The following is a 16,976-nucleotide window of genomic DNA, read 5'->3' as shown; positions in this document are numbered from 1 at the left end:
ACGGGGCGCCCCTCCAACGACTCTGAAACCTGCGGGAGCTGCTAGTTGGACAGCCGCTCGCCGGAGGAGGTCGAGAAGACGTGGATCTCGTCCGCGCGCGGCACCACGTGGAGGCTGGAGCCCTTCTCCGGGACCTGGCGGCCGCCCACGCGGACCACGAGGTCCTGGGAGCCCTCGGCGGTCGCGGTGGAGCCGTAGACGTAGCCGTCGGCGCCGAGTTCCTCGACGACGTTCACGACGATGGTCAGACCGCCGGTCTCGGCGACGTCGAAGTGCTCCGGACGGACACCGACCATGACGGTGCGGTCGCCCGCGTCGGCCGCCGCGGACAGCGCCTCGCGCGACACCGGGACGACGCTGTCGCCGAACTTCACGCCGCCGTCGGTGATCGGGACCTCGACCAGGTTCATGGCCGGGGAGCCGATGAAGCCGGCGACGAAGAGGTTCGCGGGGCGGTCGTACATGTTGCGCGGGGTGTCGACCTGCTGGAGCAGCCCGTCCTTGAGGACGGCCACGCGGTCGCCCATCGTCATGGCCTCGACCTGGTCGTGGGTGACGTAGACGGTGGTGATGCCGAGGTCGCGCTGGAGCGCCGCGATCTGCGTGCGGGTGGAGACGCGGAGCTTGGCGTCGAGGTTCGACAGCGGCTCGTCCATGAGGAACACCTGGGGCTTGCGCACGATGGCGCGGCCCATGGCGACGCGCTGGCGCTGGCCGCCGGAGAGCGCCTTGGGCTTGCGGTCCAGGTACTGGGTGAGGTCGAGCATCTTCGCCGCGTCCTCCACCTTCTTGCGGATGGTGGCCTTGTCCTCGCCGGCGATCTTGAGCGCGAAGCCCATGTTGTCGGCGACGGTCATGTGCGGGTAGAGCGCGTAGTTCTGGAACACCATCGCGATGTCCCGGTCCTTGGGCGGCAGGTGCGTGACGTCGCGGTCACCGATGCGGATGGCGCCGCCGTTGACGTCCTCCAGGCCGGCGAGCATGCGCAGCGAGGTGGACTTGCCGCAGCCGGACGGGCCGACGAGGACGAGGAACTCGCCGTCCTGGATCTCCAGCTCGAGCTGGTCGACGGCGGGCTTGTCGCCGCCGGGGTACAGACGGGTCGCCTTGTCGAAAGTGACAGAAGCCATGGTGATGAATCCCTTCTACCGGCAGGAACGTGCCGGACGATCCGAGTGGAAGGTCTAGTCCAGTAATCGGACTCCGCACGACGCTACCCGTCGAAGCGGCTTCTGTCAGTACCTGAGGGGTGCGTCGGTGCTCACGTGGGCGGCTTCAATGCGATGGCCCGGGGAATCGCGTGCTGTGTAGAGTGATGGCGGCTTCGCGCGCAGTACACGCGCACTGCCGTGCCTCCTTAGCTCAGTCCGGCCAGAGCAACGCACTTGTAATGCGTAGGTCGTCGGTTCGAATCCGACAGGGGGCCCCACCGGAACCCCGGCTCACTCCGCTGAGCCGGGGTTTCCGCGTTCCCGCGGTCAGCCGCGGCCCGAGATGCGGTCGGCCAGGCGGGCCAGGGGGGTCGTCGTCGGGCGGTGGGTGGCGCTCTCGCGGCGGTCGGCCTCGCGGTAGGCGGCGTAGAGGGCCTGGACGCCGAGCCAGCGCAACGGCTCCGGCTCCCAGCGGCGGACGCGGTGGTTCACCCAGGGGAGGGCGGTCAGCTCGGTGGACTCGCCGAGGACCAGGTCGCGCAGGGTGCGGGCGGCGAGGTTGGAGGTGGCGACGCCGGAGCCGACGTAGCCGCCCGCCCAGCCCAGGCCCGAGGCGCGGTCCAGGGTGACGGTGGCGCACCAGTCGCGGGGGACGCCGAGGACGCCCGACCAGGCGTGCGTGATCTCCGTACCGGTGAGCTGCGGGAAGAAGGCGGTCAACAGGGCGGTCAGGCTTGCGACGGTGGCCGGCTGGGTGCGGCCGTCGTTGTCGGTGCGGGATCCGAAGCGGTACGGGACTCCGCGCCCGCCGATCGCGATGCGGTCGTCGGCGGTGCGCTGGGCGTACATGTACGCGTGGGCCATGTCGCCGAGGAGCGTGCTGTCCGACCAGCCCAGCCGGTCCCAGACCGAGGGCGGGAGGGGCGCGGTCACGATCATGGAGGAGTTCATCGGGAGCCAGGAGCGCTTCTGGCCCTTGAGGGCTGCGGTGAAGCCCTCCGTGCAGCGCAGCACGTGGGGGGCGCGGACCGTGCCGTACGGGGTGACGGCGAGGCCCGGGGCGATCTCGGTGACGGGCGTGGACTCGTGGATCACCACGCCGAGCGCCTCGACGGCGGCGGCCAGGCCCTTGGCCAGCTTCAGGGGGTGGATGCGGGCGCCGTGCGGGCTCCAGCTGGAGCCGACGGCGTCGGCGATGTCGATGCGGGCGCGGGTGGCGGCGGCGTCGAGGAGCTCGCGGTCGGTCTCGCCGAAGGCGACCTCGTGGGCGTGGAAGGCCCGCAGGCGGCTGAGCTGGGCGGGGGTGCGGGCGACTTCGAGGACGCCGCCGCGGTGGATGTCGGCGTCGATGCCCTCCTTGGCGGCGACGTCGATGACCTCGGTGACCGTCTCGTTCATGGCCTGCTGGAGGCGGCGGGCGGCCGGGTGGCCGTGGAGGGCGGCGTAGCGGTCGCGGCCGGCGATGCCGTTGTAGAGCCAGCCGCCGTTGCGCCCGGAGGCGCCGTAGCCGCAGAACTTCTGCTCCAGGAGCGTGATGCGGAGGCCGGGGGCGGCGCGCTTGAGGTAATAGGCCGTCCACAGGCCGGTGTAGCCGCCGCCGACGATGACGACGTCGGCGGTGGTGTCGGTGGTGAGGGGGGCACGGGGCGGGTCGGTGCGGTCGTCGCTCGCGTACCAGAAGGAGATGCCGCCGTTGATCGTCATGCGGAGTTGGTACACCTCGCGCGGGAAGGGTGTCCAGACCGTTGCCCTGCGGAGTGCCCTGCGGGCTGCTCGGCGGGGTTGCGCCTCGGCCCTGCGGGCTGCTCGGGGATGCGCGGCTCGGGCCGCCCCTGCCTCGGGCCGCGCCTCAAACGCCGGCGGGGCTGGGGTGTGCGGTCCGCTCGGCGGCTCCCGGCTCGGCCGGGCTGTGCCTCGATCGCCGGCGGGGTTGGGGTGTGCGGGTTTGTCGGCTGGCACGGTCGGAGTCCTGCCGTGGGGTGGGGACACGCAGGAGGGTCCCCGGAGGACGAGCGCGCGACCGCGGCCGCCTGTCCGTGACGGGCCCGCGTGCGCCGAGCCGAGGAGACTCTCGTGCGGGGCACCGCCCCACACCACCCAGCCCCGCCGGCGCTTGAGGCGCCCCCGGGCCGGGACAGCCCGCGCCGCAGGGCATTGGCCGAGGAGACTCTCGTGCGGGGCACCGCCCCACACCACCGAGCCCCGCCGGCGTTTGAGGCGCCCCCCGGGCCGGACAGGCCCGAGCAGACGGGCACCGCCGAGCCCGCCCGCAGGGCACCGGCACCGCGCTACGGTCACCGCATGGTTGAGATTCCGGAGGGGCTGGTCGAGGCGCAGGTCGGGTTCAACGGCGACGCGGGGCGGGAGTTCATCGCCGCTCTGCCCGCGCGGGCGGAGCGGTTTCTGGAGGAGTGGGGGCTGCTTCGTACCGGGCCGGCGATGCACGGGGTGACGGCCCTGGTGCTGCCGGTGGTGCAGGCCGACGGGAGCCCCGCCGTGCTGAAGCTGGTGTCGGTGGACGAGGAGAGCGCGGGGGAGCCGGTCGCGCTGCGCGCGTGGGACGGGCGCGGCTGCGTACGGCTGCTGCGGCACGACGCGGGCACGGGCACCCTGCTGCTGGAGCGGCTGGACGAGGGCCGCGGCCTCGCGGAGCTCGCGCGGCGGGACGCGCGTGCGGCGGTGGCGGTGGTCGGGGAGTTGCTGGCGCGGCTCGGCGCGGTGCCGGCCCCGGCCGGGCTGCGCGGGCTCGGCGACATGGCCGCCGGGATGCTGGCTCAGGTGCCGCAGGCGCTGGGGCGGCTGGTGGACGAGCGCGACCGGCGGCTGCTGAAGGACTGCGCGGCGGCGGTCGCGGAGGTGGCGGGCGAGCCGGGTGACCGGCTGCTGCACTGGGACCTGCACTACGACAACGTGCTGGCCGGCGCCCGGGAGCCGTGGCTGGCGATCGACCCGAAGCCGCTGGCGGGCGATCCGGGGTTCGATCTGATGCCGGCGATCATCAACAACTTCCGCGCCGGGGACGTGCGGTGGCGGTTCGACCTGCTGACGGAGGCGGCGGGGCTGGACCGGGAGCGGGCGCGGGCCTGGACGCTGGGGCGGGTGCTGCAGAACTGCCTGTGGGACGTGGAGGACGGGGAAGAGCGCCTGGACGACGACCAGTTGACGGTCGCCGAGGTGCTGCTGAAGGGGTGATCCGCGGCCGTTCTAGGCTGCGGGCATGATCCGTAGCGCTGAAATCACCGATGTCCCCGCCATCCACACGATGATCCGCGAGCTCGCCGCGTACGAGAAGGTGCCGCACGAGGCGAGGGCCACCGAGGAGCAGTTGCGGGAGGCGCTGTTCGGTCCGCGCCCGGCGGTGTTCGCGCACGTCGCGGAGACGGATGACGGGGAGGTCGTCGGTTTCGCGGTGTGGTTCCTCTCCTTCTCGACGTGGCGCGGGGTGCACGGGATCTATCTGGAGGACCTGTACGTACGGCCCGGCGTGCGCGGCGGCGGTCACGGCAAGGCGCTGCTGCGGGAGTTGGCGCGGACGTGCGTGGAGCGGGGCTACGGGCGGCTGGAGTGGTCGGTGCTGAACTGGAACGCGCCGACGATCGCCTTCTACGAGGCCCTGGGCGCGCGGCCGCAGGAGGAGTGGTCGGTGTACCGGCTCACCGACGGGCCGCTCGCGGAGCTGGCGGTTTAGGGGGCCCTCGGCCGGGCCCGCGTCGTCCGGCTTCAGGGTTCCAGGACGACCTTGCCGGTGGTGGCTCGGGTCTCCAGGTCGTGGTGGGCGGTGGCGGCCTCGGCGAGCGGGTAGCGGGTGAGGGCGGGGCGCAGGCGGCCCGCGGCGGCTTCGGCGAGGGCGCGGGTCTCCAGGACGCGCAGCGGGTCGGGGGCGCCGACCTGCTGGAGCATCGTGGGGCCGAGGACGCCGCGGGTGGTGATGCCGCGGGCGTCGAGGTCGGCGCGCTCGGCTTCGGTGAGGTCGAGGGGGCCCCCGGACCAGCCGAAGACGAGGTGGCGGGCGCCGGGGGCGAGCAGGCCGAGGGCGGTGCGGGCGGTTTCGCCTCCGACGGAGTCGAAGAGGACGGTGGCTCCGCCGGGGTGGTGGGCGCGTACGGCGTCGGCCCAGGTGGGGTCGGTGTAGTCGAGGGCGAGGTGGGCGCCGTTGGCGGCGGCCAAGGCGGTCTTGGCGGGGCCGCCGGCGAGGGCGATGACGGTGGCGCCGACGTTCACCGCGTACTGGACGAGGAGGGTGCCGATGCCGCCCGCGGCGGCGGGTACCAGGGCGACGGAGTCCGGGCCGAGGTCGGCGAACTGCAGGATCCCGAGGGTGGTGCGGCCGGTGCCGATCATGGCGACGGCCGCGGCGGGGTCGAGGCCGTCCGGTACGGGGTGCAGGCGGTCGGCGTCGGCGACGGCGTACTGGGCGTAGCCGCCGGGCGCGAAGCCGAGGTGGACGACGACGGTGCGGCCGAGCCAGGCGGGGTCGGTGCCGGGGCCGAGGGCGTCGACGGTGCCGGCGACCTCGCGGCCAGGCACGGTGGGGAGCTCGGGAAGCGGGGCGGGAGGGCCCTGGACGCCCCGGCGGAGGCTGGTGTCGAGGAGGTGGACGCCGGCGGCGGCAACGGCGATGCGCACCTGGCCGGGGGCCGGGACGGGGGTGTCCGTGAGCTCGTAGGAGAGGTTCTCGGCGGGGCCGAAGGCGTGGAGGCGGACGGCTCGCATGCCGGTGTCGGTGGTCATGGACCCAGGTTGTGACCTCAAGTCCGGTTGAGGTCAAGAGCGGCCGGTCGCTCTCAGCGCTGTCAGTGGGGTGGTTCACGATGGGGGCATGGCGCGCAAAGGGCAGCAGGAGCAGACGGTGAAGGCGGCACGGCGGCCGGAGCTGCGGCTGCCCGGGCTGACCGTGTGGGAGGGGGGTGAGCTGGAGCCGGACGGGGACTACGACGGGCTGGAGTTCGCGGACCTCGACCTGGCGGGGCAGGAGGGGATCGGGTCCCGGTTCATGGACTGCGCGGTGCGGCGGTGTGCGCTGGACGAGGCGGGGCTGGCGAAGGCGCGGATCCTGGACTCGGTGCTGGAGGGGGTCCGGGGCGTGGGGACGGACCTGTCGGGGGCCTCGCTGCGGGACGTGGAGCTGGTGGACGCGCGACTGGGCGGGGTGCAGCTGCACGGGGCGGTGCTGGAGCGGGTGGTGGTCCGCGGGGGCAAGATCGACTACCTGAACCTGCGGAAGGCGCGGCTCAAGGACGTGGTCTTCGAGGGGTGCGTGCTGGTGGAGCCGGACTTCGCGGGCGCGGTGCTGGAGCGTGTGGAGTTCCGGGACTGCGCGCTGCGGGGGGTGGACTTCAGCGGGGTGCGGATGGCGGACGTGGACCTGCGGGAGGCGTCCGTGCTGGAGATCGCGCGCGGGGTGGACGCCCTGGCCGGGGCGGTCATCAGCCCGGGGCAGCTGTTCGACCTGGCCCCGGCGCTGGCGGCGCAGCTGGGCGTGCGGGTGGTGTCCTAGGTTCTGTCGGGCGTGACCCCGGGGGTGGCGTGGAGGGTGTCCCGCCGGTCGAGCCGGGGGTAGGGGTACGGGTAGCGGTGGTGCGGTGCGTGCAGGTCCTTCCAGCGCGTGGCGTGGGGGAGGCCGAGCAGGCATACGGCGTGCCGGAGCTCTGCGCGGGCGCCGGCGGCTCGGAGGCGGTCGGGGGCCTCGCGCGCGAGCCAGGCGGTCAGCTCCGTACGGATCTCCTCGGCTTCCTCGTCCGACCAGACGAGCCATGAGCGCCAGGGGAGCGAGTCCTCCAGGAGGTCGCGTTCCCACTCGTCGACCGTGCTGGTGAGGTGCTGGTCGGCGACCGGGTGGCGGAGGTCCCGCCAGACCGCCAGCCAGGGGCCGATGGCTCCGGAGGCCTCGGCGCAGAGCGGGAGGAGTTCGTGCGCCGGGACGGCGGGGTCCTGGGTGAGGAGGGTGTGGGCCCACCAGGCGTGCAGGAATTCCCGTACGACCGCGCTCTGCTGCGCGGGCCACTGCTGCCAGGCGGCGCGGTGGAACGAGTTGCCGATGTTGCCGATGTTCCACGCGTATTCGCCGAGGCCTCCGGTCAGTTCGCGGGCGAACTGCGGCAGGACGCGCCGCAGCACTGCGCCGTGGTCGTTCCAGTCGGGCGCGCTCCAGGTGCGGTGCAGGAGGTCGAGGTCGAGATCCGTTCCGGGGAGCTTCAGCAGGGCGAGCTCTTCCGGGCTGCCCCAGTGGCAGTCGCACTGGGTCTCGTCGGCCCGGGCGGACATCCCCCGGAAGGTGACGCCCAGCTGGTCGAGCGCCCGGTCGAGCCGGGCCCGTGCCGCGGAGGCGGAGGCGGTGGCGGAAGACGCGGCGTCGGGGCGGTCGGGTTCGGTCATGGTCGGCGGTGCCTCACGGGGACTCCGGGCCGTTCCGGCCCGAAGAGCGCGAGTCTATTCGTACGCGGATCAGGCCGGGACGCGGGGGAAGCGGGCCTGGAGGGTCCAGATCGCGGGGTTGTCGGCGAGGCCGTCGTGCATGTCGATCAGGTCCGCGATGACGTCGTGCAGGAAGTCGCGGGCCTCGCGGCGCAGCAGGCGGTGGCTGAAGGTCAGCGGGGCCTCCTCGGCCGGCATCCAGTCGGCCTCGACGTCGACCCAGCCGAAGCGGCGCTCGAAGAGCATCCGGTCCGTGGACTCGGTGAAGTCGAGCTCGGCGAACTGCCGGTTGGCGGAGCGGTTGCCGCGGGGGTCCTTGTCGAGCTGTTCGACGATGTCGCACAGCGCCCAGGCGAAGTCCAGTACGGGCACCCATCCCCAGGCTGTGGACACTTCCCGGTCGGCGTTGGTGTCGGCGAGGTAGACGTCCCCGCAGAACAGGTCGTGCCGCAGGGTGTGGACGTCCGCGGAGCGGTAGTCGGTCTGCGGGGGGTCCGGGAAGCGCCGGGAGAGGGAGTAGCCGATGTCGAGCACGTTCCGATGGTGTCACGGGTACCGGCCGCCGCTCACCTCCGGTGTCAGGACGGCAGGAGGCGCTGTTCCTTGGCCACCGAGACCGCGCCCGCGCGGGTGTCGACGCCGAGTTTGTCGTAGATGCGGCCCAGGTGGGTCTTGACCGTGGCTTCGCTGATGAACAGGGCGCGGGCGATGTCGCGGTTCCCGAGGCCGCGGGCCAGCTGGCCGAGGATGTCCAGTTCGCGGTCGGTCAGGGTGGGGCGGGTGCCGCGCATGTGGGCCATGACGCGGCTGGCCACCGGCGCGGACAGCGTGGTGCGGCCCTGGGCCGCGGAGTGGATGGCGGCGAAGAGCTCCTCGGGGCGTTCGGCCTTGAGGAGGTAGCCGGTGGCGCCCGCGCCGATCGCCCGGGTGATGTCCGCGTCGGTGTCGTAGGTGGTGAGGACCAGGATGTGCGGGGGCGTGGGGAGCGCGGTGATGCGGCGGGTGGCCTCGACGCCGTCGATGCCCTCGCCCAGCTGGAGGTCCATCAGGACCACGTCGGGGCGGAGCCTGGCGGCGAGGGCGACCGCTTCCTCACCGCTGCCCGCCTCGCCGAGGACCTCGATGTCCGGCTCGCTGCCGAGCAGGGCCAGGAGTCCGGCGCGGACCACCACGTGGTCGTCGCAGAGGAGGATCGTCGTCATGGGGCCGGCTCCAGGGGGATGGCCGCGGAGAGGACGGTGCCCTCGCCCGGCGTGGATTCGATCGTCAGGGTGCCGCCGAGCTGGCGGACGCGGGCCCGCATGGCCGGGAGGCCGTGCCCGCGTCCTGCGGCGCCGGTACGGGTCCCGGTGCGGGGCTCGGTGAAGCCGTGGCCGTCGTCGGCGATGTCCAGGACGACCTGGTCGCCCAGGAAGCTGAGGGTGAGTGCGGCCGTACGGGCGCCGGAGTGCTCCCGGACGTTGGCCAGCGCGCCCTGGGCTATGCGCAGCAGGGCGGACTGGACCCGGTCCGGGAGCGGGGCGGGGGTGCCTTCGAGGTGGAAGCGGACCTCGATGCCGGGGCCGGCGTCCAGGAAGCGCAGGGCGTCGGCGAGGCCGGCGCCGTCGGCGAGCTCGGGCGGGGCCAGGTCGTGGACGAGCCGGCGGGCCTCGGCGAGGCCGTGCGCGGCGATGCCGGTGGCGGTACGGACGTGCGCGCGGGCGGTGGCCGGGTCGCTGTCCCAGGTGCGGTCCGCGGCCTGGAGCAGCATCTGCTGGCTGGACAGGTTCTGGGCGAGGGTGTCGTGGATCTCCATGGACAGCCGCTGCCGTTCGGCGAGGGTGCCTTCGCGGCGCTCGGTGGCTGCGAGCTCCCGGCGGGTGCGGATCAGGTCGTCGATCAGTGTGCGCTGGGCCTGGGCCTGGCGTTCCATGTGGACGAAGACGGCGGTGGCGAGGGCGGCGACGGCGGGCGGGGCCAGCAGCAGGTTGGGGTCGAAGGACTTGGCCAGCTGGAGCTGGGCGATCACCACGAAGCCGGTGAGGAGGGCGACGAGCACGACGGCGGCGCGTGGCGGCAGGGTGCGCAGGGCGGTGAAGAACAGCGGCACGGCGCACCAGGCGAAGCTCGGCGCGAGGACGACCAGGACCACCCAGATGGTGACGACCAGGCCGAGCCACAGGAGCCGGCGGGCGGTGGGGGCGGCGCCGAGCGCGGGGCCGAGTACGTAGAGCAGGGCCAGGGTGATGCTGAGGGCGAGGACCCACGGGGTGCGGGGTTCGCCGGGATGGCGCAGCAGGAAGCGGACCACGGAGGCGCCGAGGAGCAGGAAGAACGCGGTGTGCGCGACCATGGCCAGCGTGCGGGTGTCGTCGCGCGGCGGGGCGGGGTGGCTCACCGGTTGCTCCTGGTGTGCGAGGGGTGCGTTCATTGTCGCCCGCGGCGGCGTTGCCGGGACGGGGCCCGGGCACCTGCGCGGGCACCTGCGCCTCGACCCCGCGCCCCGGCCCCTGCGGGGTGGAGACGGCTCTGACCAGGAAATACCGCGCCGGAGGCGCTCCGCATCGACCGATCGGATGACCCTCGGGTCAGCCGGAACGGTGGCCGGGGCGAGCCGGTACGGGGACGGGGTGCGGGGGGTTTCGGGCCGAGGCTTGGAGCAGTGAAGGAGCCGGTCCGACCGGCCCGGACCGACCGACTCGAAGCCGTCACCGCGGCACCGTTCTCAGGAGCAGAGATGAAGACCCGCACCCGCGTTCTCACCGGTACCGCCCTTGCCGTCGCCCTGGGCGCCGGAGCCTTCGGTGCCGTGAGCGCCAGCGCGACCCCCGCCGCCGAGACCGCCCAGGTCTCCGTGGCCGGGAAGAAGGACGGTCAGAGCGACAAGAACTTCACCACCACGACGCACCTCACGGTCGACGCCGCGACCCGCGCCGCCCAGGCCGCGCTGAAGGCCGCGGAGTCCGAGAAGCAGAAGGTGACCGTCGCCGTCGTCGACCGCAACGGCAACACCATCGTCACCCTGCGCGGCGACGGCGCGGGCCCGCAGTCCTACGAGTCGGCCCAGCGCAAGGCCTATACCGCCGTGTCCTGGAACGCCCCCACCTCGGTGCTCGCGGGCCGGCTCGCCCAGGCCCCGAACCTGAAGGACATCCCCGGCACCCTCTTCCTCGGCGGCGGTACCCCGGTCCAGGTGGACGGCGCGCCCGTCGCGGGCATCGGTGTGGCCGGCGCCCCGAGCGGTGACCTGGACGAGAAGTTCGCCAAGGCGGGCGTGGACGCGCTGAACAAGTAGTCCGCACAAGTAGTCCGCACAAGCAGTCCGCACGCGCAGTCCGCGCGAGTGGTCCGCGCGGCCGCCCCGCCTAGGATCGAGTGCGTGGAACACCGTGCTCTTTCCCGCCTCGCCGCCCCCGCCGTCGCCGCCCTGCTCGCCCTCACCACGGGGTGTACGGGGGACACGGTGCAGGGGCGGCCGGGTGCGTCGGGGCTGCGCGATCCGTACTTCCCGCGGGCGGGGAACGGCGGATACCAGGTCGACCACTACGCGTTGGACCTGGACTACGACCCCGCCGACGGGCAGCTGCACGGCACGGCCGTGATCACCGCCCGCGCCGAGCAGGGTCTCAGCTCCTTCAACCTGGACTTCAGCGGGATGAACGTCGAGGGCGTGACCGTCCAGGGCGAGGGGGCCCGGTACAACCGGACCGGCAACGAGCTGACCGTGCGCCCCGCCGAGGACCTGAAGAAGGGCGAGGTCTTCCGTACGGAGATCGACTACAGCGGGAAGCCGAAGCCCCTGGAGGATCCGGACGGCTCCAAGGAGGGCTGGATCACCACCGAGGACGGCGCGGTCGCCGTCGGCGAGCCGGTCGGTTCGATGACGTGGTTCCCCGGCAACCACCACCCCAGCGACAAGGCTTCGTACGACATCACCTTCACGGTCCCGCGCGGATACGAGGCCGTGTCGAACGGCGAGCTGCGCTCCCGTACCGAGGACGCGGACGGGCGGACCGTCTTCGCGTGGCACAGCCCGGAGCCGATGGCGAGCTATCTGGCGACCGCCGCGATCGGGCCGTACAAGGTGACGACCGGGCGGACGCGCTCGGGGACCGGTCTCTACAGCGCCGTGGCGCCCGGGGAGGGGACCGCGGACACGGGTCCGCTCGCGCGGCTGCCGGAGATGGTGGAGTGGGGCAGCGGCCGGTTCGGCCCGTACCCGTTCGCCACCGCGGGCGCGATCGTGGTGCCCGCCGGGACCCTCGGCTACGCGCTGGAGACCCAGGGCCGGCCCGTCTTCCCCGGTGCGCCCGCGGAGGAGGAGCTCGTCGTGCACGAGCTCGCGCACCAGTGGTTCGGCGACTCGGTGTCGCCGAAGTCGTGGAAGGACATGTGGCTCAACGAGGGCTTCGCGACCTACGCCGAGTGGCTGTGGGCCGAGGACCACGGCGGGCCCACGGCGCAGGAGCACTTCGAGGCCTTCGAGGCCGGTGACACGGACGTCGACAAGGACGCCGGCGTCGCCTGGGACGCCTTCCCGCCGGCCTCCCCGCCCGGGGCCGGGGACATCTCGGCGGACCCGGTGTACTACGGCGGCGCGATGGTGCTGCACCGGATCCGCCAGGAGGTGGGCGACGAGAAGTTCTTCGCGCTGGTGGGCGGCTGGGCCGCCGACCACCGGCACGGGAACGCGAGCACGGCCGATTTCACCGCCTACGCCGAGGCGAGCACCGGGCACGACCTGAAGAAGGTCTGGGACGTGTGGCTGTACGGGAAGGCCCGCCCCAAGTAGGCCGTTCGCGACCGCCGGGCCGGCCGCCCGCCCTCCCCGGGCCCCGTAGGCCCGGGCCGGCCGCCCGCCCTCCCCGGGCCTACGGGGCCTACGCGCCTACGGGGCCCGAACGTCTACGGGGCTTCGAGCGGCTTGCGCAGCACGGTGCAGTCGCGGCCCATCTCGCGGTCCTTGGCACTGCGCAGGGCGACGTACCCCTGGGACTGCCAGAAGGCGAGGGCCTTGGGGTTGTTGTCCAGGACGGCGATCCGGACGCCCGCGCGTCCGGCGGCCCGGAAACGGTCCTCGACGAGCGTGGCGACGGCGCGGCCGTATCCCTCGCGGTGCGCGGTGGCGTCGATGAGCAGCAGGCCGATCCACGGGTCCGGGTCGTCGGCGGCGGGTGCCTGCGCGAGGGTGGCGGCCAGACCGACGAGGCGGCCGGCGGAGCGGGCGAGGAGCACCTCGGCGCTGTCGTGGGCCAGTTCCACGGCGAGGGCGGCGGCGACCTGTTCGACCGTGATGCGGTCCGGGTCGGGGAAGTCCCCGCTGAGTTCGAAGAACGCGTGGTTCGTCGAGTAGAGGGCGGCGATCTCGGTGAGGACCGGGCCCGGTAGGGCGCCGTCGACGGGGACGAGCGGTTGGAGGATCACCTGCCGAACGGTAGCGAAGCCCCCTCCCCGGACGGCCGGGAGGGGGCTTCGCCGGCGCTGGTGTCCGGCGGGTCCGTCAGGTGCCGGATCCGCCGGACGCAGTCGCGGCCTCAGGCGTCGACGCTGCTGTTGAGCAGCCGTTGACGCAGGCTCAGACGTTGACGCCGAAGTCCTGCGCGATGCCGGTGAGGCCGGAGGCGTAACCCTGGCCGACCGCGCGGAACTTCCACTCGGCGCCGTTGCGGTAGAGCTCGCCGAAGACCATGGCGGTCTCGGTCGCCGCGTCCTCGGAGAGGTCGTAGCGGGCGATCTCGGCGCCGCCGGCCTGGTTCACGACGCGGATGTACGCGTTGCGGACCTGGCCGAAGTTCTGGCTGCGGGCCTCGGCGTCGTAGATGGAGACGGGGAAGACGATCTTGTCCACGTCGGCCGGCAGGCCGGCGAGGTTGACGTTGATGGCCTCGTCGTCGCCAGCGCCCTCGCCGGTGCGGTTGTCACCGGTGTGGACGATGGTCTGGTCCGGGGTGGACTTGTTGTTGAAGAAGACGAAGTGGCCGTCGGAGACGACCTTGCCCGTCGGGTTGACCGCGATCGCCGAGGCGTCGAGGTCGAAGTCGACACCGGTCGTCGTACGGACGTCCCAGCCGAGGCCGACCGTGACGGCAGCGAGGCCGGGGGCCTCCTTCGTGAGCGAGACGTTGCCGCCCTTGGACAGGCTGACAGCCATGGGAATGTCCCTTTCCTCATCCAACATGCACGTACAGGCGGTCAAACTACCGCTGCCCCCTATAACGCGACGAGAGGCCGGTCGGGTTCCCGTCGTGAATTGTCCGTGACGGGGGAATTTCCGCGGGCCCGGCGCGGGGGCGGTAAATGCGGGTGACGGATGCCCGGGCGGGGGCGGATCATAGGGGCATGCCTGGTCCTTATGTCATCCGCGGTTCGGTCGTGCTCCCCGAGGGAGAGCTCGCCTGGCGCTTTTCGCGATCCTCCGGACCGGGCGGTCAGCACGTGAACACCTCGGACTCGCGCGCGGAGCTGCTGTTCGACCTGGCGGCCACCAAGGCGCTGCCGGAGGTGTGGAAGGAGCGGGCGCTGGAGCGCCTCGCGGCGAAGCTGGTGGACGGCGTGGTGACCGTACGGGCCTCCGAGCACCGCTCGCAGCTGCGCAACCGGGAGATGGCGCTGGTCCGGCTGGCCTCGCTGCTGGCCGAGGCGACGGCGCCGCCGCCGAAGCAGCGCCGGGCGACGAAGATCCCGCGCGGGATCAATGAGCGCCGGCTGCGCGAGAAGAAGGCGCGGGGCGAGACCAAGCGCGGCCGCACGGCCCGGGACTGGTAGCCGCTCCCGGCGGGCCCCTACTGGCTCAGGTGCCGGTAGCGCCCGCGGAAGTACGTCAGCGGCGGCGAGTCGGGGGACGGCAGGCCGGCCGCCAGGACCCGGCCGACGACCAGGGTGTGGTCGCCCGCCTCGACGCGGTTCTCCGTACGGCACTCCAGGGTGGCCAGGGCGCCGGTCAGCAGGGGTGCGCCGGAGGCCTCGCCGCGTACGTACGGCAGATCGGCGAAGAGCAGCCGGTCGCTGATGCGGCCCTTCATCGCGAAGCGGCCCGCAACCTGGAGCTGGTGGTCGGCGAGCACCGAGACCGCCCACAGCGGCTGTTCCGCCAGCAGGTCGTCCATCCGGGACCCCTCGCGCAGGCTCACCAGGACCAGCGGGGGATCCAGGGAGACGGACATGAAGGCCGTCGCCGTCATGCCGACGTCCTCGCCGCGGGGGCCGTCGGCCGACAGCGGGGGCTCGTGCGCGGTGATCAGGCACACGCCCGCCGCCAGCCGGGACATCGCGGCCCGGAACTCGTCATTGCTCACTCCCTCAGCATGGGGGTTTGCGTGGGGCGGGGTGGGTACGGGGGTCGTCTTCAGCACGCTGAAACGCTAATCTCGCCCTTCCGCGCCGCACATCGGGCCCTGGTCCGAGTCGCGTCCCCGCCCCTTGGCCTAGGCCCGGGCGTATCGTTTGCTCTCGGGAATGAGAGGGAGCGCTCCCAGTCGTGCACGAGCCCACTGCGCACCGATATTCACCTGATGTGACTTGAGTCACAGAGGGCAAGATTTGTTGACCCTGTGTACCTGGCGCACAGCTCACTGTGATTCAGTGGACGGGACACCGCAACGAAACGCCGATGACAAACCTGGAGTTGCTGTCGAGGTCTCGGGGAGAGCGAGCAATGGAGACCGAGTCGGAGCCGTACGTCCGTCTTGCGACCCTGCGGCAGCTGCACCGGGTGGTGGCCGAGCTCAATACGGCCCGGAGCCTGGCGGACACTCTGCAGACCGTCGTGGACGGCATCGTCGTGGGCCTCGGCTACGAACTCGCCTGTGTCAACCTCGTTCGCCCGGACGGTGATCTCGTCGTCGCCGCCTTCGCCGGCGACCCCGCCGCGGAGGCCCTCATCACCGGCCGGGTCGGCTCCCGCGCCTCCTGGGAACGCCGCCTGACGATGGGTGAGAACTGGGACGGACTCAGGTTCATCCCGCACACCGAGGGCTGGGTCCTCATGGAGGACGACGTCCCCCAGTGGCACACCGACGGCCCCGATCCGCGCTTCGAGGACGAGTGGCATCCCGAGGACCGGCTCTATGCGCCCATGTATGCGTCCGGCGGGGAACTTCTGGGTGTCATTTCGGTGGACAGACCGCGCAACGGCCGCCGGCCGGGAGCCTGGGGCCGCGAAGCGCTCCAGATGTACGCCTTCCAGGCGGCGATTGCCATCAGCAATGCCAGGCTCCGGGCGAACATGCAGCGCGCCCTCGTCCGGCTGGAGCGCGAGCAGCAGGCGCTGCGGGCCAGTGAAGAGTCGTTCCGCCAGGCCTTCGAGTACGCGCCCAGCGGCATGGCCATCGCCGAGATGGGCGGCGACCAGCACGGCCGGCTGCTGCGGACCAACGACGCGCTGTGCCGGCTGCTCGGCCGCCCCGCCTCCGTCCTGCGCCGCTACTCCTTCTCCGACCTGGTCCACCCCGAGGACATCGGCACCCTGCTGCGCACGTCCGCCGAGGGCGGCCGCGCCGAGCTGCGCCTGGGCCGCCGCGACGGCACGTATGTATGGGTCTCGCTGCGCAATTCCGTCGTCGCCGACGCCGCCGACGGGCCCCGGTTCCTGCTCACGCACGTCGAGGACATCGAGGAGCGCAAGCGGCACGAGCTCCAGCTCGCCCACCGCGCCAGCCACGACTCGCTGACCGGCCTGCCCAACAGCGCCGAGCTGCGGGCCCGGCTCGGCGCGCGGCTGTGCCGCAGGCCACAGTCCGTACGGGCCTCCGCGATCGAGGCGCTGGACGCGGCCTTCGAGGGGCGTGACGGGTACGACGGCCACGCGGCGCACGGCGGCCACGCGGCTCACGGCGGCCACGCGGGGCATGACGGGCACCCGGTGGGGGCGGAGGCGGGTGGTGCCGGTGAGCACGGGTTTCACGCCGACGGCCCAGACCGTTTCGCCGGGGCGGACCCCTTCGAGTTCCCCGGGGCGCCGCCCGCCCCGTCGGACGGCCCGTACGACCACCACGTGCACACGGTGGCGCCCGCGACCGACATCGACGACGGTACGAAGGGGCTCGCGGTCCTCTTCTGCGACCTCGACGGCTTCAAGTCGATCAACGACCGGTTCGGGCACCACACGGGCGACGCGGTCCTGATCGAGGTCGCCCGGCGGCTGACGACCGGCGTCAGGGACGGTGACACCGTCGCCCGGCTGGGTGGTGATGAATTCGTCGTCCTGGCCGACGGCCTCGGCGCGGCGGACGCCGCCGACCTCGCGGTCCGGCTCCGCAACGCGATCATCCCGCCGATCAGGGTGGACGGCCGTGCGGTGCGGGTCGGGGCCAGTTTCGGCATCGGATGGGCCAGCTGCGGGATGTCCGCCGACGAGGTGCTGCGCTCCGCCGATCAGCGGATGTATATCGAGAAGAGGTCCCGGTCGAAGGCCCATCGCAGGGCGGGCTGAGG

17 protein-coding genes and 1 tRNA gene are annotated in these 16,976 nt (G+C 72.9%); 8 read left to right on the top strand and 10 right to left on the bottom strand.

Annotated elements, in window-relative coordinates; translation table 11 throughout:
- Positions 1-41: 41 nt before the first annotated feature.
- The gene (locus OG444_RS18005; RefSeq protein ID WP_327263151.1) at positions 42-1,130 is read right to left on the bottom strand and encodes an ABC transporter ATP-binding protein; all 1,089 of its coding nucleotides are present in this window, start codon (positions 1,128-1,130) and stop codon (positions 42-44) included.
- A gap of 221 nt (positions 1,131-1,351) precedes the next feature.
- Between OG444_RS18005 and OG444_RS18000 the strand changes: the two genes are divergently transcribed.
- Positions 1,352-1,429: transfer RNA gene (locus OG444_RS18000), tRNA-Thr, on the top strand.
- Between the two features lie 49 nt (positions 1,430-1,478).
- Here OG444_RS18000 and OG444_RS17995 read toward each other — a convergent pair.
- Positions 1,479-2,855, bottom strand: a complete 1,377-nt coding sequence (locus OG444_RS17995; protein ID WP_327263150.1) for an NAD(P)/FAD-dependent oxidoreductase — start codon at positions 2,853-2,855, stop codon at positions 1,479-1,481.
- A 597-nt stretch (positions 2,856-3,452) separates the two neighbouring features.
- On the opposite strand from OG444_RS17995, the gene OG444_RS17990 reads away from it, so the two are divergent.
- Positions 3,453-4,343, top strand: a complete 891-nt coding sequence (locus OG444_RS17990; protein ID WP_327263149.1) for an aminoglycoside phosphotransferase family protein — start codon at positions 3,453-3,455, stop codon at positions 4,341-4,343.
- Between the two features lie 25 nt (positions 4,344-4,368).
- Complete coding sequence (locus OG444_RS17985) at positions 4,369-4,839, top strand: GNAT family N-acetyltransferase (RefSeq protein WP_327263148.1); 471 nt, start codon at positions 4,369-4,371, stop codon at positions 4,837-4,839.
- Positions 4,840-4,871: 32 nt separating this feature from the next.
- Here OG444_RS17985 and OG444_RS17980 read toward each other — a convergent pair whose 3' ends face one another.
- On the bottom strand, positions 4,872-5,864 hold the full coding sequence (locus tag OG444_RS17980) for a zinc-binding dehydrogenase (protein WP_327266836.1): 993 nt from the start codon (positions 5,862-5,864) through the stop codon (positions 4,872-4,874).
- A 106-nt stretch (positions 5,865-5,970) separates the two neighbouring features.
- On the opposite strand from OG444_RS17980, the gene OG444_RS17975 reads away from it, so the two are divergent.
- On the top strand, positions 5,971-6,648 hold the full coding sequence (locus OG444_RS17975) for a pentapeptide repeat-containing protein (protein ID WP_327263147.1): 678 nt from the start codon (positions 5,971-5,973) through the stop codon (positions 6,646-6,648).
- On the opposite strand, the gene OG444_RS17970 is transcribed toward OG444_RS17975, so the two are convergent.
- The 4 genes from OG444_RS17970 to OG444_RS17955 all read right to left on the bottom strand — a co-directional run bounded on the left by OG444_RS17970 (position 6,645) and on the right by OG444_RS17955 (position 9,975).
- Positions 6,645-7,526 carry a hypothetical protein gene (locus OG444_RS17970; protein ID WP_327263146.1) on the bottom strand — a complete coding sequence of 294 codons (882 nt, stop codon included), beginning with the start codon at positions 7,524-7,526 and terminating at the stop codon, positions 6,645-6,647. The genes OG444_RS17975 and OG444_RS17970 overlap by 4 nt on opposite strands.
- A gap of 69 nt (positions 7,527-7,595) precedes the next feature.
- Positions 7,596-8,099, bottom strand: coding sequence for a hypothetical protein (locus OG444_RS17965; RefSeq protein WP_327263145.1), 504 nt, complete (start codon positions 8,097-8,099; stop codon positions 7,596-7,598).
- A gap of 44 nt (positions 8,100-8,143) precedes the next feature.
- Entirely contained in the window at positions 8,144-8,767 is a 624-nt protein-coding gene (locus tag OG444_RS17960; RefSeq protein WP_327263144.1) for a response regulator transcription factor, read from the bottom strand.
- Positions 8,764-9,975, bottom strand: a complete 1,212-nt coding sequence (locus OG444_RS17955; protein WP_442810556.1) for a sensor histidine kinase — start codon at positions 9,973-9,975, stop codon at positions 8,764-8,766. The genes OG444_RS17960 and OG444_RS17955 overlap by 4 nt, the downstream gene beginning before the upstream one ends.
- A gap of 306 nt (positions 9,976-10,281) precedes the next feature.
- On the opposite strand from OG444_RS17955, the gene OG444_RS17950 reads away from it, so the two are divergent.
- Positions 10,282-10,839: a GlcG/HbpS family heme-binding protein gene (locus OG444_RS17950; RefSeq protein ID WP_327263143.1), complete on the top strand. Its 558-nt coding sequence runs from the start codon at positions 10,282-10,284 to the stop codon at positions 10,837-10,839.
- 84 nt (positions 10,840-10,923) lie between these two features.
- Positions 10,924-12,336, top strand: a complete 1,413-nt coding sequence (locus tag OG444_RS17945; RefSeq protein WP_327263142.1) for a M1 family metallopeptidase — start codon at positions 10,924-10,926, stop codon at positions 12,334-12,336.
- 113 nt (positions 12,337-12,449) lie between these two features.
- On the opposite strand, the gene OG444_RS17940 is transcribed toward OG444_RS17945, so the two are convergent.
- Together OG444_RS17940 and OG444_RS17935 are read right to left on the bottom strand one after the other, a co-directional pair.
- Entirely contained in the window at positions 12,450-12,968 is a 519-nt protein-coding gene (locus tag OG444_RS17940; RefSeq protein WP_327263141.1) for a GNAT family N-acetyltransferase, read from the bottom strand.
- A 151-nt stretch (positions 12,969-13,119) separates the two neighbouring features.
- Positions 13,120-13,695, bottom strand: coding sequence for a TerD family protein (locus OG444_RS17935; protein WP_030718836.1), 576 nt, complete (start codon positions 13,693-13,695; stop codon positions 13,120-13,122).
- 188 nt (positions 13,696-13,883) lie between these two features.
- Between OG444_RS17935 and arfB the strand changes: the two genes are divergently transcribed.
- Positions 13,884-14,309 carry an alternative ribosome rescue aminoacyl-tRNA hydrolase ArfB gene (gene arfB, locus OG444_RS17930; RefSeq protein ID WP_327263140.1) on the top strand — a complete coding sequence of 142 codons (426 nt, stop codon included), beginning with the start codon at positions 13,884-13,886 and terminating at the stop codon, positions 14,307-14,309.
- Positions 14,310-14,326: 17 nt separating this feature from the next.
- Here the strand turns inward: arfB and OG444_RS17925 are convergent, their stop codons facing one another.
- Entirely contained in the window at positions 14,327-14,896 is a 570-nt protein-coding gene (locus OG444_RS17925; protein WP_327263139.1) for a flavin reductase family protein, read from the bottom strand.
- 302 nt (positions 14,897-15,198) lie between these two features.
- Here OG444_RS17925 and cdgB point away from each other — a divergent pair, with 302 nt between their 5' ends.
- Positions 15,199-16,974 carry a diguanylate cyclase CdgB gene (cdgB, locus tag OG444_RS17920; RefSeq protein ID WP_327263138.1) on the top strand — a complete coding sequence of 592 codons (1,776 nt, stop codon included), beginning with the start codon at positions 15,199-15,201 and terminating at the stop codon, positions 16,972-16,974.
- Positions 16,975-16,976 lie beyond the last annotated feature (2 nt).

The organism is Streptomyces sp. NBC_01232 (assembly GCF_035989885.1).
In the GTDB taxonomy this organism is placed as follows: domain Bacteria; phylum Actinomycetota; class Actinomycetes; order Streptomycetales; family Streptomycetaceae; genus Streptomyces.
Note: the sequence above shows the minus strand (reverse complement) of the source record. Positions and strands in the feature narration are given on the sequence as shown.

What these genes read in the sequence shown, in the direction of transcription:
- OG444_RS18005 (WP_327263151.1), bottom strand. Translation starts at nt 1,130, where the DNA reads ATGGCTTCTGTCACTTTCGACAAGGCGACCCGTCTGTACCCCGGCGGC.
- OG444_RS17995 (WP_327263150.1), bottom strand. Translation starts at nt 2,855, where the DNA reads ATGACGATCAACGGCGGCATCTCCTTCTGGTACGCGAGCGACGACCGC.
- OG444_RS17990 (WP_327263149.1), top strand. Translation starts at nt 3,453, where the DNA reads ATGGTTGAGATTCCGGAGGGGCTGGTCGAGGCGCAGGTCGGGTTCAAC.
- OG444_RS17985 (WP_327263148.1), top strand. Translation starts at nt 4,369, where the DNA reads ATGATCCGTAGCGCTGAAATCACCGATGTCCCCGCCATCCACACGATG.
- OG444_RS17980 (WP_327266836.1), bottom strand. Translation starts at nt 5,864, where the DNA reads ATGCGAGCCGTCCGCCTCCACGCCTTCGGCCCCGCCGAGAACCTCTCC.
- OG444_RS17975 (WP_327263147.1), top strand. Translation starts at nt 5,971, where the DNA reads ATGGCGCGCAAAGGGCAGCAGGAGCAGACGGTGAAGGCGGCACGGCGG.
- OG444_RS17970 (WP_327263146.1), bottom strand. Translation starts at nt 7,526, where the DNA reads ATGACCGAACCCGACCGCCCCGACGCCGCGTCTTCCGCCACCGCCTCC.
- OG444_RS17960 (WP_327263144.1), bottom strand. Translation starts at nt 8,767, where the DNA reads ATGACGACGATCCTCCTCTGCGACGACCACGTGGTGGTCCGCGCCGGA.
- OG444_RS17955 (WP_442810556.1), bottom strand. Translation starts at nt 9,975, where the DNA reads ATGAACGCACCCCTCGCACACCAGGAGCAACCGGTGAGCCACCCCGCC.
- OG444_RS17950 (WP_327263143.1), top strand. Translation starts at nt 10,282, where the DNA reads ATGAAGACCCGCACCCGCGTTCTCACCGGTACCGCCCTTGCCGTCGCC.
- OG444_RS17935 (WP_030718836.1), bottom strand. Translation starts at nt 13,695, where the DNA reads ATGGCTGTCAGCCTGTCCAAGGGCGGCAACGTCTCGCTCACGAAGGAG.
- arfB (WP_327263140.1), top strand. Translation starts at nt 13,884, where the DNA reads ATGCCTGGTCCTTATGTCATCCGCGGTTCGGTCGTGCTCCCCGAGGGA.
- cdgB (WP_327263138.1), top strand. Translation starts at nt 15,199, where the DNA reads ATGGAGACCGAGTCGGAGCCGTACGTCCGTCTTGCGACCCTGCGGCAG.